Annotated in this window: 14 protein-coding genes; 11 read left to right on the top strand and 3 right to left on the bottom strand. The window is 65.5% G+C overall.

From position 1 onward, the window contains the following. Positions 1-235: 235 nt before the first annotated feature. The 11 genes from Q4S45_RS07525 to Q4S45_RS07575 all read left to right on the top strand — a co-directional run bounded on the left by Q4S45_RS07525 (position 236) and on the right by Q4S45_RS07575 (position 12,741). Positions 236-1,021: a hypothetical protein gene (locus Q4S45_RS07525; protein ID WP_305510588.1), complete on the top strand. Its 786-nt coding sequence runs from the start codon at positions 236-238 to the stop codon at positions 1,019-1,021. 27 nt (positions 1,022-1,048) lie between these two features. Then, a complete protein-coding gene (locus Q4S45_RS07530; protein ID WP_305510590.1) occupies positions 1,049-3,262 on the top strand; it encodes a penicillin acylase family protein in 2,214 nt (737 codons plus the stop codon). A 225-nt stretch (positions 3,263-3,487) separates the two neighbouring features. Beyond that, complete coding sequence (locus Q4S45_RS07535; protein ID WP_374046102.1) at positions 3,488-4,006, top strand: thymidine kinase; 519 nt, start codon at positions 3,488-3,490, stop codon at positions 4,004-4,006. Positions 4,007-4,029: 23 nt separating this feature from the next. Then, entirely contained in the window at positions 4,030-4,593 is a 564-nt protein-coding gene (locus Q4S45_RS07540; protein ID WP_305510593.1) for a hypothetical protein, read from the top strand. 159 nt (positions 4,594-4,752) lie between these two features. Next, positions 4,753-6,993, top strand: a complete 2,241-nt coding sequence (locus tag Q4S45_RS07545; protein ID WP_305510594.1) for a carboxy terminal-processing peptidase — start codon at positions 4,753-4,755, stop codon at positions 6,991-6,993. Between the two features lie 139 nt (positions 6,994-7,132). Continuing rightward, positions 7,133-8,320 (top strand): acyl-CoA dehydrogenase family protein, encoded by a 1,188-nt coding sequence (locus tag Q4S45_RS07550; RefSeq protein ID WP_305510595.1) that lies wholly within the window; start codon positions 7,133-7,135, stop codon positions 8,318-8,320. Between the two features lie 10 nt (positions 8,321-8,330). Next, positions 8,331-9,464 (top strand): acyl-CoA dehydrogenase family protein, encoded by a 1,134-nt coding sequence (locus Q4S45_RS07555; RefSeq protein WP_305510597.1) that lies wholly within the window; start codon positions 8,331-8,333, stop codon positions 9,462-9,464. Continuing rightward, positions 9,461-9,907, top strand: a complete 447-nt coding sequence (locus tag Q4S45_RS07560; RefSeq protein WP_305510599.1) for a MaoC family dehydratase — start codon at positions 9,461-9,463, stop codon at positions 9,905-9,907. The genes Q4S45_RS07555 and Q4S45_RS07560 overlap by 4 nt, the downstream gene beginning before the upstream one ends. After that, a complete protein-coding gene (locus Q4S45_RS07565; protein ID WP_305510601.1) occupies positions 9,900-10,343 on the top strand; it encodes a MaoC family dehydratase in 444 nt (147 codons plus the stop codon). The genes Q4S45_RS07560 and Q4S45_RS07565 overlap by 8 nt, the downstream gene beginning before the upstream one ends. 77 nt (positions 10,344-10,420) lie before the next feature. Further along, complete coding sequence (locus Q4S45_RS07570) at positions 10,421-11,488, top strand: phosphotransferase (protein ID WP_305510603.1); 1,068 nt, start codon at positions 10,421-10,423, stop codon at positions 11,486-11,488. A 26-nt stretch (positions 11,489-11,514) separates the two neighbouring features. Beyond that, positions 11,515-12,741 carry an acyl-CoA dehydrogenase family protein gene (locus tag Q4S45_RS07575; RefSeq protein WP_305510605.1) on the top strand — a complete coding sequence of 409 codons (1,227 nt, stop codon included), beginning with the start codon at positions 11,515-11,517 and terminating at the stop codon, positions 12,739-12,741. A 123-nt stretch (positions 12,742-12,864) separates the two neighbouring features. Here Q4S45_RS07575 and Q4S45_RS07580 read toward each other — a convergent pair whose 3' ends face one another. The 3 genes from Q4S45_RS07580 to Q4S45_RS07590 form a co-directional block, all read right to left on the bottom strand. Beyond that, on the bottom strand, positions 12,865-13,572 hold the full coding sequence (locus Q4S45_RS07580; protein ID WP_305512070.1) for a histidine phosphatase family protein: 708 nt from the start codon (positions 13,570-13,572) through the stop codon (positions 12,865-12,867). Positions 13,573-13,705: 133 nt separating this feature from the next. Continuing rightward, complete coding sequence (locus Q4S45_RS07585; RefSeq protein WP_305510607.1) at positions 13,706-14,608, bottom strand: HD-GYP domain-containing protein; 903 nt, start codon at positions 14,606-14,608, stop codon at positions 13,706-13,708. After that, entirely contained in the window at positions 14,609-15,766 is a 1,158-nt protein-coding gene (locus tag Q4S45_RS07590; protein WP_305510609.1) for a pyridoxal phosphate-dependent aminotransferase, read from the bottom strand. It abuts the gene before it with no gap. Positions 15,767-15,860: the final 94 nt, after the last annotated feature.

Here is a 15,860-nt window from a genome sequence, read left to right on the forward strand (position 1 = left end):
GCTGACGGCATAACGGCGTTGCGTTGAGCGAGAATCCTTTTCCACCGCATCGACCAGGATGGGGTCAGGTCCGCGGGACCTGACCCCGCCTTTGCATGCCGCAGCGTGCTGCCCCTGCCGCTGTGAAAACGCGGTGATCAAGACGTCAACGATTAGCTTTGGCGACAACCTCGGATGGTGTAGCATTCTGGCGGCGCGCCGGCCGTCTGGCGCGCCCGAACTCCGAGGACAAGAATTGAACATCACTATCAACGAAGAACTGCGTTCGTTTATCGATCCGCTCACCGCCAATGAACATGCCGCGCTCGAACGCAGCCTGCTGGCCGAAGGATGCCGCGATGCGCTGGTGCTGTGGGGCGATGTGCTGATCGACGGTCATAACCGCTACGATATCTGCACCCGCCACGGCATCGAGTTCCGCACCGTGCAGAACACGAACTTCAACTCGATCGACGACGTCATGCTCTGGGTGATCGATAACCACCTGGCGCGGCGCAGCGTGTCGGACTACCAGCGCGGCGTGCTGGCCCTGCGCAAGAAGGATATCGTCACCGCCCGCGTCGCCCAGCGCGCCGCCGAGCCGGAAGCGAAGGCCGCGCCCGAAGCGGAAAAGAAGGTGCCTGAATCGCCGCCATGGAACACGCGCGAGGACGTGGCGAAGGCCGCCCGCGTGTCGAGCAACACGATCAGCCAGATCGAGCGGATCCAGAAGGCTGCCACGCCGCAGTTGGTGGAAGCCGTGCGCTCCGGGACCATTTCGATCAATGCAGCCGCCAACGTCGCCTCGCTGCCGGAATCGGTGCAGATCGCCGCGGTCGCGGGCGGGCGCAAGGAACTGCAGCAGGCCGCACGCCAGGTGCGCGAACAGAAGGCCGCCGCGCGTCCGCCGAAGGAGTCGGCGCAGGACGAAGCCGGCGAGCTGCGCGCCCAAGTGGCCGCGCTGCGCCAGAAGGTCGATACGCTCACGCAGGAAAACGCCGAACTCCGCGAAAAGCTGGGACTCCCGGCGGCCGACCAATAACAATAACCTTCACATGGATCTCGTCCGATGACGTCACCACGTTTCGTCTGGAGTGCGCTGCTTGGCGGCGCTTGCCTGTTCACCCAACTGCCTGCGGAGGCGGTCTGGTTTCCGCCGGCGGCGACGCGCGTCTCATCTGAACAGGCGCGCTGGCAGGCCACCGCAAAGCGCGTGACGATCATGCGCGACAAATGGGGCATCCCCCACGTATTCGGCAAGACCGACGCCGACGCGGTGTTCGGCCTGCTGTACGCGCAGGCCGAGGACGATTTCAACCGGGTCGAACTCAATTACATCAACGCGCTCGGGCGCCTGGCCGAAGTCGAAGGTGAGGCCGAAATCTGGCGCGACCTGCGAATGAAGATGTTCATCACGCCGCAGGACATGCAGGCCAAGTACGCGGCCAGCCCCGCGTGGCTGAAGCAGCTGATGGTGGCGTTCGCCGATGGCTTGAACTTTTACCTGCACACGCATCCGGGAGTGAAGCCGAAGCTGCTGACGCATTTCGAGCCGTGGATGGCGCTGGCATTCAGCGAAGGCAGCATCGGCGGCGACATCGAGTCGATCGACCTGAAGAAGCTCGAGCAGATGTACGGCAAGCCGGCGCAGGCCGCGCTGGCCGACGCCGGCACCGGCTTCGATCCGGAGCCGCGCGGCTCGAACGGCTTTGCGATCGCACCGTCACGCAGTGCCTCCGGCCACGCGCTGTTGCTGATCAATCCGCACACCTCGTTCTACTTCCGGCCCGAAGTCCACATGGTCAGCGAGCAGGGGCTGAACGCCTACGGCGCGGTGACCTGGGGCCAGTTCTTCGTCTACCAGGGCTTCAACGAGCGGGCAGGGTGGATGCATACCTCCGGCGGAGGCGACGTCATCGACGAGTACCTCGAAACGATCACGGAAAAGGACGGCAAATTCTTCTACCGGTACGGCGGAGAACAGCGCCAGGTGCGGGCGGTGCCGATCACGCTGCCTTACAAGACCGCCGGCGGCATGGCCAGCAAGACCGTCACCGCGTACTTCACCCATCACGGTCCGGTGGTGCGCGAGGCCGGCGGCAAATGGGTTGCTGTCCGACTGATGGATGAGCCGCTCAAGGCGCTGACCCAGTCGTACACGCGCACCAAGGCGAAAAACTACGGCGCGTTCTACAAGTCGATGGAGCTGCGCACCAATTCGTCGAACAATACCGTGTACGCGGACGCGGACGGTACCATCGCCTACTTCCACGGCAATTTCGTGCCGCGCCGCGATCCATCCTTCGACTGGAAGCACCCGGTCGACGGCAGCAATCCGGCCACCGAGTGGAAGGGCCTGCACGACATCAAGGAGACCATCACGCTGCACAACCCGGCCAGCGGCTACATCCTCAACACCAATAATTGGCCGTTCGCGTCGTCCGGCGCCAGCAGCCCTCGCGTGCAGGACTATCCGGCGTATATGTGGTCGCTGCCGGAAAACGCGCGCGGCCTGCATGCGGTGAAGGTGCTGAAAGACCAAAGCGGCTTCACGCTCGACAGCCTGATCGCCACCGCCTACGACAGCTACCTGACCGCGTTCGAGCCGCTGGTGCCGGCCGTGGTCAAGGACTGGGAAGCGCTGGACTCCAACGATCCGTTGAAGGCGCAACTGGCGGCGCAGGTTGCGGCCCTGCGCGGCTGGGACCTGCGCTTTTCGACGGCGTCGGTGCCGACCTCGCTCGCGGTGTACTGGGGCCAGCAGATGGTTGCCGCCGCGTCGGCCGCGGCGAAGGCGAAGGAAGTGCCGGTGGCCGATTACATCACCACCGACATCGGCGCGCAGGACCGCCTGCAGGCACTGGCGCGAGCATCGGCCAAGCTGGAGGCGGATTTCGGATCGTGGCAGACGCCGTGGGGCGAGATCAATCGCTTCCAGCGCATCAGCGGCGACATCGACCAGCAGTACGACGACAGCAAGCCAAGCTGGCCGGTGGCGTTCACGTCGGCGACCTGGGGTTCGCTGGCGTCGTTCGGCATGGTGGCGAAGCAGAAGACGAAGCGGATCTACGGCGACCGCGGCAACAGCTTCGTGGCCGTGGTCGAATTCGGCCCGCGGCTGCGCGCGAAGAGCATCCTGGCCGGCGGCGAAAGCGCCAATCCGGCGTCGAAGCATTTCAGCGACCAGGCCGAAATGTACAGCAAGGGCCAGTTCAAGGATGTGCTTTTCTATAAGAGCGACATCGAAAAGGCGCTCGAAAGGAAGTATCACCCGGGCCAATAGTTCGTTCGGGCCGCGGCCCAAGGGCTGGGGTCAGGTCCGGCGGAACGACGGGGACGCCGAGTCCCCGGGGTTGTCGCCGCCGCGGGCAACTCGTTATCGCGGCCCCGATCCATAACATCGGACAGCCATGGTTTGCTCCATTTCCAGGGCGCCGCTTTGCTATAATCCCGCATCCAACAGGGCACGAGGCAGGCAGTGGCAAAACTCTATTTCAGGTATTCGGCGATGAACGCCGGCAAATCGACCGCCATGCTGCAAGTGGCGCACAACTACGAAGAGCAGGGGCAGCAGGTCAAGCTGTACACCGCCGCCATCGACAGCCGCTACGGCGTGGGACGCGTCACCTCCCGCCTGGGCCCGCAGCGCGAGGTCGACATCTTCGAGCCCGATACCGATTTCCTGGCCGAGGCGCCGACGGTGGCCTGCGTGCTGATCGACGAAGCCCAGTTCCTGTCCACCGCCCAGGTGCAGCAGCTGCACCAGCTGGCGCAGGTGCGCGGCGTGCCGGTCATCTGCTACGGATTGCGTAGCGACTTCCGCGGCGACCCGTTCCCCGGCTCGGCCTACCTGCTGGCGCTGGCCGACGACATCGAAGAGCTGAAGAACATCTGCACCTGCGGGAAAAAAGCGACCATGAACGTGCGCGTGGACGAGCAGGGCAGCCGCATCCGCGAAGGCGAGCAGGTCAGCATCGGCGGCAACGAGAGCTACCGCCAGGCCTGCGGCCGCTGCTTCTACGCCTGAGCGGCGTGCGCGCCGGCTGACCGATGAGCTTTGTCGCCAGCTGCCGCGCGCTCGCGCCCGCGTTCCTGTGCCAGCACACCGATGTGCTGCTGTACCTGGCGCCGACGGCCGCGCTGGCCCTGCTGATCCGCATCCTGGCCGGCTCGCACCCGTTTTTCTTCCTGTTTACCGTCGCCGGCACCATTTGCCACGAACTGGCGCACTACCTGGTCGGCCTGGTGACGGGCGCCCGTCCGACCTCGCTCACCATCATCCCGCGCCGTGTCAAGACCGGCCACTGGGAGCTCGGCTCCGTCACGCTGACCCGGGTGCGCTGGTACAACGCCGCGCCGGCCGCGCTGGCGCCTTTCCTGATCATTACCATTCCATTCCTTGTGGCGCGCTGGCGCACCGCGCCGGGCTGGCATTTCCAGCCGCTCGACCTGCTGCTGGCGTTCGCGCTGGCGCCGCAGTTCCTGTCGTTCTGGCCATCGCCGGTGGACTGGCGCATCGCTTGGCGCTCCTGGCCTTATCTGTTGATCATCGCTGCCGGCGCGGCGCTGTTGGCGCATTACCATCCCGGCCTGTATCCATTTGTAAAAGCGTGACCGCCCACGTCTGACGCCCCGTAAGCTGCCAGTGAAAATCACTCAAGCTGGCTCTGCGCTGGGCCGGTATCCTGTTAGAATCGTTCAGATTGGCCGTTTTGCGCAATTCAACGCCCGGACCGCCCGCTTTACACAGTATCCCGCACGGAGAGACCAAGAATGAAGAAGCAGATTTTCATCGTTGCAATGGCGTTCGCCATGTCCGCCCCTCTCGCCCTGGCTCAGCCCGAGAAAATCGGCACGACCCAGCTCAAGCCGGAAGCGGCCCAGGCCCAGGCCGCGCTGTGGGCGTCGAAATTCCTCGCGCGCTACCACTACAAGGCCATGCCGCTCGACGACGCGTTGTCGGAAAAGATCTTCGACCGCTACTTCAAGACACTTGACGGCGAGAAACTGTATTTCTTGCAAAGCGATGTGGACCAGTTCGATGTCGTTCGCACAAAACTCGACGACGCGATCAACAACGAAAACCTGACCCTGCCGTTCACGATCTACAACCTGTACCAGCAGCGCTTCAACCAGCGCATGGCGTACGCGCGTGAACTGCTCAAGGGCAAATTCGACTTCACCTCCGACGAGACCTTCCAGCTCGACCGCGAAAAGGCGGCCTGGCCGAAGAACGACGACGAGGCGCGCGACCTGTGGCGCCGCCGCGTGAAGAACGACTGGCTGCGCCTGAAACTGGCCGGCAAGGACGACAAGTCGATCCGCGAAACGCTCGACAAGCGCTACGAGAACTACGTCACGCGCATGCGCAAGCTGAACAACGAAGACGTGTTCCAGATGTTCATGAACGCGTACGCCACCGCGATCGAGCCGCACACCAACTACCTCGGCCCGCGCTCGGCGGAAAACTTCGACATCGCGATGCGCCTGTCGCTGGAGGGCATCGGCGCCGTGCTGCAGACGCGCGACGAATACACCATCATCCGCGAGATCGTGCCGGGCAGCCCGGCCGCGCTGTCGAACAAGCTGAAGGTCGGCGACCGCATCGTCGGCGTGGCGCAGGGCGATTCGGGCCCGTTCACCGACGTGCTGGGCTGGCGCATCGACGACGTCGTGCAGCTGGTTCGCGGCACCAAGGATTCGACCGTGCGCCTCGACGTGCTGCCGGGCGAGACTGGCACCGACGGCAAGCACACTACCGTGGCGCTGGTGCGCAAGAAGATCAGCATGGAAGAGCAGTCGGCCAAGAAGTCGATCATCGAAGTGCGCGACGGCGGCGTCAAGCGCCGCGTCGGCGTCATTTCGCTGCCGACCTTCTACCAGGACTTCGAAGCGCGCCGCAAGGGCGACAAGGACTTCAAGAGCGCCACGCGCGACGTCGCCCGCATCCTCGGCGAGCTGAAAAAGGACAAGGTCGACAACGTGCTGATCGACCTGCGCAACAACGGCGGCGGCTCGCTGGTCGAGGCGGTCGAACTGACCGGCCTGTTCATCGACAAGGGCCCGGTGGTGCAGCAGCGTACCGCGGATGGGCGCGTCGATGTCGAGAGCGACACCGTGCCAGGCCTGGCGTGGGACGGCCCGGTGGGCGTGCTGATCAACCGTGGTTCGGCGTCAGCGTCGGAGATCTTCGCCGCGGCGATCCAGGATTACGGCCGTGGCCTGATTATCGGTGAGCCGAGCTTCGGCAAGGGCACCGTGCAGTCGCTGGTCAACCTCGACCGCTTCGCGCCGAGCGACAAGGTGCACTACGGCGAGTTGAAGATGACGGTGGCCCAGTTCTTCCGCATCAACGGCGGCACCACGCAGCTGCGCGGCGTCACCCCGGACATCAAGTTCCCGGTCACGGGCGACAACGACAGCTTCGGCGAGTCCACCTACGACAACGCCTTGCCATGGGTGGCGATCAAGCCTGCCAGCTACGTGCCGTCGGGCGACCTGAAGGAACTGATCGCGCCGCTGCAGAAGCGCCACGATACGCGCATCGCCAAGGACAAGGACTTCCAGTACCTGCAGGAAGACATCAACGAGTTCCGCCGCATCCGCAAGGAAAACGCGATCTCGCTGAACGAGGCCGTGCGCCGCAAGGAGCGCGATGCCCAGGAAGCCCGCGCCAAGTTGCGTGAAGCGCGCCTGGCGGCGCAGGCGCCGCTGGACGAAGCTGCCGCCGGCCCGGAAAGCAAGGAAGCGCGCGGCAAGGTGCCGGCGCCGGTCAAGCCGGTCAAGGCGCTTGCGCTGAAAGGCTCGCCGCGCCAGGACGACGGCCTGCAGGCCGACGAGCGCAACCTCGCGGCCGAACTGGCGGCGGAGAAGGCCTTCAAGAACGCCAAGGACGTGATTCTGCAGGAAGCTGCGCACGTGCTGGCCGACGAAGCGGCGATGCTCAAGACCGACACGCGCATGGCCTCGCGCGTGATGCCGTACCGCGCGCCGACCAAGGACGCCGGCAACTGATGCGAACATGGGGTCAGGTCCGCCGGACCTGACCCCGGTTTTGCACGCTGCAGAATGAACCGCCTCCGGCGGTTTTTTTTCGGGTAGAATCTTCCTGAACGATCGTGCTTTTTTAGGCGGCGCATAACAAGGAGACTGCATGGACCTGAATTACACCGCCGAAGACCTGGCGTTCCGCGACACCGCGCGCGCCTTCCTCGACGCCAACCTGCCGGCCGACCTGCAGCAGAAAGTGCGCAAGCACCTGCGCCTGGCCAAGGACGACTACGTGCGCTGGCACCGCATCCTGGCGAAGCAGGGCTGGGTAGCGCCGGGCTGGCCGGTGGAATTCGGCGGCCCCGGATGGACGCCGGTGCAGCGCCACATCTGGGAAGAAGAATGCGCGCGCGCCGGCACGCCGCCGATCCTGCCGTTCGGCGTGAACATGGTCGCGCCGGTCATCATCGCCTTCGGCAGCCCGGAACAGAAAGCCCACTTCCTGCCGCGCATCCTGTCCTGCGAGGACTGGTGGTGCCAGGGCTACTCCGAACCGGGCGCCGGCTCCGATCTCGCATCGCTCAAGACCACCGCGGTGCGCGACGGCGACCACTACATCGTCAACGGCCAGAAGACCTGGACCACGCTGGCGCAGCACGCCGACATGATCTTCTGCCTGGTGCGCACCGACAGCGGCGTGAGCAAGCAGGAAGGCATCTCGTTCCTGCTGATCGACATGCACAGCCCAGGCATCACGGTGCGCCCCATCATCATGCTCGACGAAGACCACGAAGTGAACGAGGTGTTCTTCGATAACGTGCGCGTGCCGGTGGCAAACCTGGTCGGCCAGGAGAACAAGGGCTGGACCTACGCCAAGTACCTGCTGGGCCACGAGCGCACCGGCATCGCCGCGGTGGGCCGCTCCAAGCGCGAGCTTGCCTTCCTCAAGCGCTTCGCCGCGAAGCAGACGGTGAACGGCCAATCGCTGCTGTCCGACCCGCTGTTCGGCGCCAAGGTCGCCACGCTGGAGATCGAACTGATGGCGCTGGAGATGACGGTGCTGCGCGTGCTGGCGCAGGCGCACAAGGCGCCGGGTCCCGAGGCGTCGGTGCTGAAGGTGCGCGGCACCGAGATCCAGCAGATGCTGACCGAACTGATGGTCGAAGCGGCCGGCCCGCTGGCGCTGCCGTTCGACCCGGCCTACCTCGAAGGCGAGCATGAACACAGCATCGCCGACGACGATGCCGCGCCGTTGGCCGCGCACTACTTCAACGTCCGCAAGACCTCGATCTACGGCGGCTCGAACGAAATTCAACGAAACATCATCACCCAGATGATCCTGGGCCTGTGAGGACCTGAGCATGGATTTCAACTTCAAGGAAGAACAGCTGCAGTTCGCCGACGCGCTCAAACGCTGGGTGGCGAAGGATTACAGCTTCGAGGAACGCGCGAAGATCATCGGCTCGGATGCCGGGGTATCGGACGCCGCCTGGGCGACGCTGGTCGAGCTGGGCATGACCGCCTTGCCGGTGCCGGAAGCGCAGGGCGGCTTTGCCGGCAGCGCGGTCGACATGTTCGTCGTGATGCAGGAACTGGGTCGCGGCCTGGTGGTCGAGCCTTACTTCGCGACCGTGATGGGCGCCGAATTCCTCAAGCTGGCCGGCGGCCACGAGGAGCTGCTCGAACAGGTTGCCGCGGGCGAACTGAAACTGGCGTGCGCGCTGGGCGAGCGCCAGTCGCGCCATGACCTGGCCGATATCGCTACCACTGCGGCGCAGGATGGCGGCGCGTGGGCCATCAACGGAAGCAAGAGCGTCGTCGTGCATGGCGCGCAGGCGGGCCGCCTGATCGTCTCTGCGCGCAGCGGCGGCGGGCAGCGCGACCATGACGGCATTTCGCTGTTCGTGGTGCCGGCCGATGCGCCAGGCGTGACCGTCACCGGCTATCGCACGCTCGATGGCCAGCGCGCCGCCGACATCGCCTTCGCCAATGTGCGCGCCGACGCGCTGCTGGGGCAAGCGGGCAAGGGCTGGGAGATCCTGGAAGCGGCGGCCGACTATGGCGCCGGCCTGCTGTGCGCCGAAGCGCTCGGCGTGATGGAGGCGATCTTTGACGCGACCTTGGAATACCTGAAGACGCGCACCCAGTTCGGCGCGCCGATCGGCAAATTCCAGGCGCTCCAGCATCGGATGGCCGACATGTACATCCACCTCGAGCAGGCGCGATCGATGGCCTTGCTGGCGGCGGTCAAACTGTCGGCCGAGCCGGACGAACGGCGCCGCACGGTTGCCGCGGCCAAGTTCCGCGTCGGCCAGGCGATGAAGTTCATCGGCCAGCAGTCGGTGCAGCTGCACGGCGGCATGGGCGTGACCAACGAACTGCCGGCCGCGCACATGTTCAAGCGCCTGACCATGATCGAACTGACGCTTGGCGACTCCGACCACCACCTGAAGCGCTTCATGGCGCAGCCCGGGTTTGCGGAGGTCGCGGCATGAGGTACTTCGAGGACTTCCATCCTGGTCAAATAATCGAATTGGGCAGCAAGACCGTCAGCGAAGAAGAGATCATCGCCTTCGCACGGCAGTTCGACCCGCAGCCATTCCACGTCGACCACGACGCCGCTGCGCAGTCGATCTTCAAGGGCGTCATCGCCAGCGGCTGGCATACCTGCAGCATGATGATGCGCATGGTGGTCGATGGACTGATGTGCGAAGCGTCGAGCATGGGATCGCCCGGCCTGGACGGCGTGCGCTGGCTGCAGCCGGTGCGCGCAGGCGACACCATCAGCGTCAGCTACGAGACCACCAAGGTAAAGGCTTCGGCATCGCGCCCGGACCGCGGCGTGGTGTGGTCGAAGTGGACCGCCACCAACCAGCATGGCGAAGCGGTGTGCACGATCGAAGGCATGGGCATGTTCGGGCGTCGTCCCGATGCGTGATATCGACAACCTGGAGGAACTGGTCGGCACGGAAGTCGCGGTGTCGGACTGGATCGAGATCACGCAGGAGCGCATCGACACCTTTGCCGACGCGACGTCGGATCATCAATGGATTCACGTCGATCCGGAACGCTGCGCGCGCGAATCGCCGTTCGGGAAATCCATCGCGCACGGCTTTCTGACTTTGTCGCTGCTGCCGGCGATGTTCGAGAACGCGATCCGGCTGCTGGGCGCTAAGATGGTGCTGAACTACGGGATGAACAAAGTGCGGTTTCCGGCGCCGGTGCCGGTCGGAAGCCGCCTGCGCGCGCGCCTGACGCTGGCCCGGGTGGAGCCGATCGAGGGCGGGATGCAGCTGGAGTGGTCGGTGATTGTCGAATGCGAAGGCAGCCCGCGGCCGGTTTGCGCTGCCGAATTCCTGATGCGGCGCTATTGAAAATGGGGTCAGGTCCGCAGGACCAGACCCCGGGCGCGGACGGCATCAACTAGAATAAATAAAACGAAGGAGACGTCATGTTCGATGAGATGATGGGCACCAAGGCTGTATCGGAGCGGCAGCGCTTCGACGTCGATGCGCTGGGCGCCTATCTGCGCGCAAACATCCCTGATTTTCCCGACGGGCCGGTCGAAGTGAAGCAGTTCAAGGGCGGCCAGTCGAATCCGACCTTCGAGCTGTCGGTCGGCGGACAGTATTTTGTCCTTCGCACCAAGCCCGGCCCCGCCGCAAAGCTGCTGCCGTCGGCACATGCGATCGACCGCGAATACCGCGTCATGGATGCGTTGCACCGCGCCGGATTTCCCACCCCGCGCCAGTACCTGCTGTGCACCGACGAATCGGTGATCGGGCGCGCCTTCTTCCTGATGGAGTACATCGAAGGCCGCGTGCTGTGGGACCAGTCGCTGCCCGGCATGACGCCCGCCGAACGCGCCGCCATCTATGACGAAACCAATCGCGTGATCGCCAGGCTGCACACGATCGACTACGCCGCGATCGGCCTGGCCGACTACGGCAAGCCGGGCAACTACTTCGCGCGCCAGATCGAACGCTGGACGCGCCAGTACCAGGCGTCGGCCACCGAGACCATCGAGGCGATGGACCAGCTGATCGAATGGCTGCCGCGGAACATTCCGGCCGGCGAGCAGACCGCCATCGTGCACGGCGACTTCAGGCTCGACAACATGATCTTTCACCCGACCGAACCGCGCATCCTGGCGGTGCTGGACTGGGAACTGTCCACGCTGGGGCACCCGCTTGCCGACTTCTCGTACCACTGCATGAGCTGGCACATCGAGCCGGGCCAGTTCCGCGGCATCGCGGGCCTGGACCTCGAAGCGCTCGGCATCCCGAGCCAGGAGCAGTACATCGCCACCTACTGCGCGCGCACCGGCGCCACGATCCGCGCCGAGGACTTCAATTTCTACCTGGCCTACAACATGTTCCGCCTCGCCGGCATCATGCAGGGCATCATGAAGCGCTATGTCGACGGGACCGCATCGAGTCCGCAGGCGCTCCAGAACGGCAAGGCCGCGCGGCCGATGGCCGAACTGGGATGGCAGTACGCGCTGGCCAGCATGGCCTGACCCGATCACTCACTCAAGGACCGACCATGGAATTCGATTACTCCGACCGCTGCAAGGAACTGCAGGGCCGCCTGCTCGCCTTCATGGACGAGCATATCTACCCGAACGAAAAGGCATTCAAGCAGGAGGTCGACCGCAACGGTCTCGAGAAAGGTAACCGCTGGATTCCGACGGAGCTGGTCGAACGCCTCAAGCCGCTGGCGCGCCAGCAGGGCCTGTGGAACCTGTTCCTGCCGAAGTCCGTGCGCGCGCCGGAAGGATTGTCCAACCTCGATTACGCGCCGCTGTGCGAGATCATGGGCCGCGTGGTATGGGCGCCGGAGGTGTTCAACAGCGCCGCACCCGATACCGGCAACATGGAGACCATCGAGCGCTACGGCACGGAGGAGCACAAGCGCGAGTGGCTGGAGCCGCTGCTGCGCGGCGAGATCCGCTCCGCGTTCGCGATGACCGAGCCGGGCGTGGCCTCGTCGGACGCAACCAACATCGCCACCCGCATCGAGCGCGATGGCGACTCGTACGTCATCAACGGCCACAAATGGTGGATTTCCGGCGCGGGCGACCCGCGCTGCAAGATCTTCATCGTGATGGGCAAGACCGATCCGACTGCCGCGCGCCACGCGCAGCAGTCGATGATCCTTGTGCCGGCCGATACGCCGGGCATCACCATCGTGCGTCCGCTGCCGGTGTTCGGTTACGACGACGCGCCGCACGGGCACTGCGAGATCCTGTTCGAGAACGTGCGCGTGCCGGCGTCGAACCTGCTGCTGGGGGAAGGGCGCGGCTTCGAGATCGCCCAGGGCCGCCTTGGGCCGGGCCGGATCCACCACTGCATGCGGTCGATCGGCGTGGCCGAGCGCGCCCTGGAGCTGATGTGCAAGCGCCTGAACGCGCGGGTCGCGTTCGGAAAGAAGGTGTCCGAGCAGGGCGTGTGGCGCGAGCGGATTGCCGAAGCGCGCATCAAGATCGACACCGCGCGCCTGCTCACCTTGAAGACGGCCTACATGATGGACACGGTCGGCAACAAGCAGGCGGCAGCGGAGATCGCGATGATCAAGGTGCTGGCGCCGAACGTGGCGCAGGAAGTGCTGGACTGGGCGATTCAGGCGCATGGCGCGGCGGGCGTGTCGGACGATTTTCCGCTGGCGTCGCAGTGGGCCGGCAACCGCACCTTGCGGCTGGCGGACGGGCCGGACGAGGTGCACCGGAACGCGATCGCCAAGCTGGAACTGGCGAAGTGGATGGGGGCGTAGGGGGCGTCACGCGGCAGCGACAAACCCGGGGACTCGGCGTCCCCGTCGCTCCGGCGGACCTGACCCGATCTTGATTTCGCCGATACTCTCAACATGGGGTCAGGTCCGCAGGACCAGACCCCTTCATCGCGAGCGCTTGTATTGGGCGAACAGCGCTTCCATCGTGGTGCTGCGCGATTCGCCGTGCAGCGGCGCCGGCGGCGCGTAGTTGACGAAGCGGACCACCCAGTCGGTATCGGCGGCGCCGACATCGAGGGCGTTGATGCAGCCGGCCGCCTGCGCCAGCCCGCCGAGGAACATGCGCTGCCCGGTCAGCGCGAGTGACAGGATCGCGCAATTGACCCCGCCGTGCAGCACCAGCAGCACCGTGTCCCACGCCGGGTCGGCGCGCAGGCGGGCAATCGCGGGATGGATGCGGTCCATCAGTTCACCAACGGATTCACCGCCGAGGAAGCGTTTGTCGGCGCTGACCATGCCTTCGAAGGCGCCGGTGAAGGCGTCGCGCAGTTCGGCATCGGGAATCGCCGACAGCCGGCCGCCGCGGATTTCTTCGAGTTCGGGCCAGCGGTCGATGGCGATGTCCTGGCCGGTCTCGGCAAGCACGCGCTGCGCGGTTTCAACGGTGCGGGGAAGGCCCGAGACGATGACGCGGTCGAAGCGAACGCCATGATCTGCGAAGGCGCGGCCGGCGGCGCTGGCCTGTTCGCGGCCCTGCGCGTTGAGGGCGACCGATTCGGGCAGGAACGGCTTGCCCGATTCGTCGAAATAAGTGACGCTGCCGTGGCGCATCAGGTAGACGCGGCGGCGTGCTGGATTGGCTTGATCGGTCATCGTCATATGGTACACCGTCGGGGTCTGGTCCTGCGGACCTGACCCCACCCTGAGATTCGTGGCGAAATAAAAATGGGGACTCGGCGTCCCCGTCGCACGGCAAGACCAGACCCCAGTCAGACGAGCTCCGTATTCACAACGCGGCGAGGGGCCCCCACACCGCCTTCATGCTGAAACGCAGACGGGCATCGTCCTCGTGCAGCGCTTCGGCGATCGGCATGTCGCCGGTGTCGCGCACGATCGAAACGGCATTGCCGCAGTCGTCGCGCAGCACATGCACCGTGGCCGCCGCCGCCATCACGCCAAGTTCGCCGTTTTGCAGCTTCACCAAAGTACCGGGCGGATACGCGCCGATGCATTCCTGGAACAGCGCAACCAGCTCTGGATCGTTCGCCGTATCCGCGCGCAGCCTGGCCAGCGCCAGCGGCGGCGCCATCGAACGGCGGTAGTTGCGCGCCGAGACGCAGGCGCAGTAACGGTCGGCCATGCCGACCAGCTTTGCATCCAAATCGATCTCGGCTTCGCGCAGTCCGTCCGGATAGCCGCTGCCGTCATGATTTTCATGGTGTTGCGTGACGCAGGCGATCCACTGCTCGTCGCCGACGCCGGCGCAGCGGAGCAGCTCCGCGCTCTCCGCCGGATGGCCGTGCACCAGCGCGCGTTCATCGGGACTCAGGGGCAGGGTGCGGTCCTGGAACTTCTCGATCTGACGCATCATTCCCGCGTTCATGGTCAGCGCCGCCGCGGCGACAGTCATCACTTCGAGCGGCGGTTTGCCCATCGCGCGCGCCAGCACAGACGCGATCACGGCGGTGTCGATGCAATGGCGCACGGCGTAGCGCCCGGCGATCTGGTTGAGCAGGATGCAGGCGATGGCGACGTCCGGCCCGCGGTCGACGGCATTGGCCACCGCGCTTGCGACCTCGCGCAAGTCGGCGGGGGCGTCGCCCACCTCGCGCAAGTGCGCCAGCAGCCGGTCCAGCGTCGCGCACGCCGCGTTCAGGCCATGCAGGACCGAGGCGGCCGGCGCGTCCATCTAGAGGCTCGCCAGGCGTTCGAGCGCCGATTGCAGCGTGGCGTCCTGCTTGGCGAAGCAGAAGCGCACGATGCCGGACTCGGTGGCGTCGTGGTAGAACGCCGACACCGGGATCGCCGCCACCTTCACTTCGCGCGTCAGCCATTCGGCGAATGCGGCTTCGGGCAGGGCGGAAATCGCGTCGTAGCGCACGCACTGGAAGTAGGTGCCGTCGGCCGGCAGCAAGGTGAAGCGGCTGTTCGCGAGGCCCATGCGAAACAGGTCGCGCTTGCGCTGGTAGAACGCCGGCAGCTCGACGTAAGGCGACGGATTGGCCATGTAGCTGGCCACGCCGTGCTGCATCGGCGTGTTCACGGTGAACACGTTGTACTGGTGGACCTTGCGAAATTCCGCCGACAGCGCGGCCGGCGCGGCCACGTAGCCGATCTTCCAGCCGGTCACGTGATAGGTCTTGCCGAAGCTCGAGACGACGAAGGAGCGCTCCGCCAGGTCCGGATGGCGGCACATCGATTCGTGCGGCGCGCCGTCATAGACCATGTGTTCGTAGACCTCGTCGGACAGGATCAGGATGCCGGTGCCGCGCACGATGCCGGCCAGCGCGTCGATGTCGGCGCGGCGGAATACCGTGCCGGTCGGGTTGTGCGGCGAGTTGATGACGATCAGCCGGGTGCGCGCATTGACCGCGGCGGCGACCCGGTCCCAAGGCACGCTGTAGCCTTCTTCGCCGACTTGCATCGGCACCGGCACCGCAACGCCGCCGGCCAGTTCGATCGCCGGCAGGTAGCTGTCGTAGGCCGGCTCGATGACGATCACTTCGTCGCCGGGGTGCACGCAGCACAGGATCGCGGTGGTGAGCGCCTGGGTGGCGCCGGCCGTGATCGTGATTTCGGTCGCGGCGTCGTACTGGCGCCCGTAGATGGCGGCGATCTTCGCGGCGACCGCTTCGCGCAACGCAGGCACGCCGGCCATCATTGGGTACTGGTTGTGGCCGGCGCGCATGGCGTCCGAGACCATGTCCGGCAGCGCCGGGTCGCAAGGAAAGTCGGGAAAGCCCTGCCCAAGATTGACCGCGCCGTGCTCGATGGCCAGCGCCGACATCCGGGTGAACACCGTGGTGCCGACTGCGGGCAACCGGGTGCGAAGGACGGGTGTCGTCATGTGGAATGCGGGAAAGTTGTTGGTGTACCTATTCTAGCGCAGCGGCGGCTTGTTGCCGCCCTTCGATTGCATACAGCAGCCGACAGTGGAACGA

Origin of the sequence: Massilia sp. R2A-15, assembly GCF_030704305.1 — a bacterium.
Classification (GTDB): Bacteria; Pseudomonadota; Gammaproteobacteria; order Burkholderiales; family Burkholderiaceae_D; genus JAFCUW01.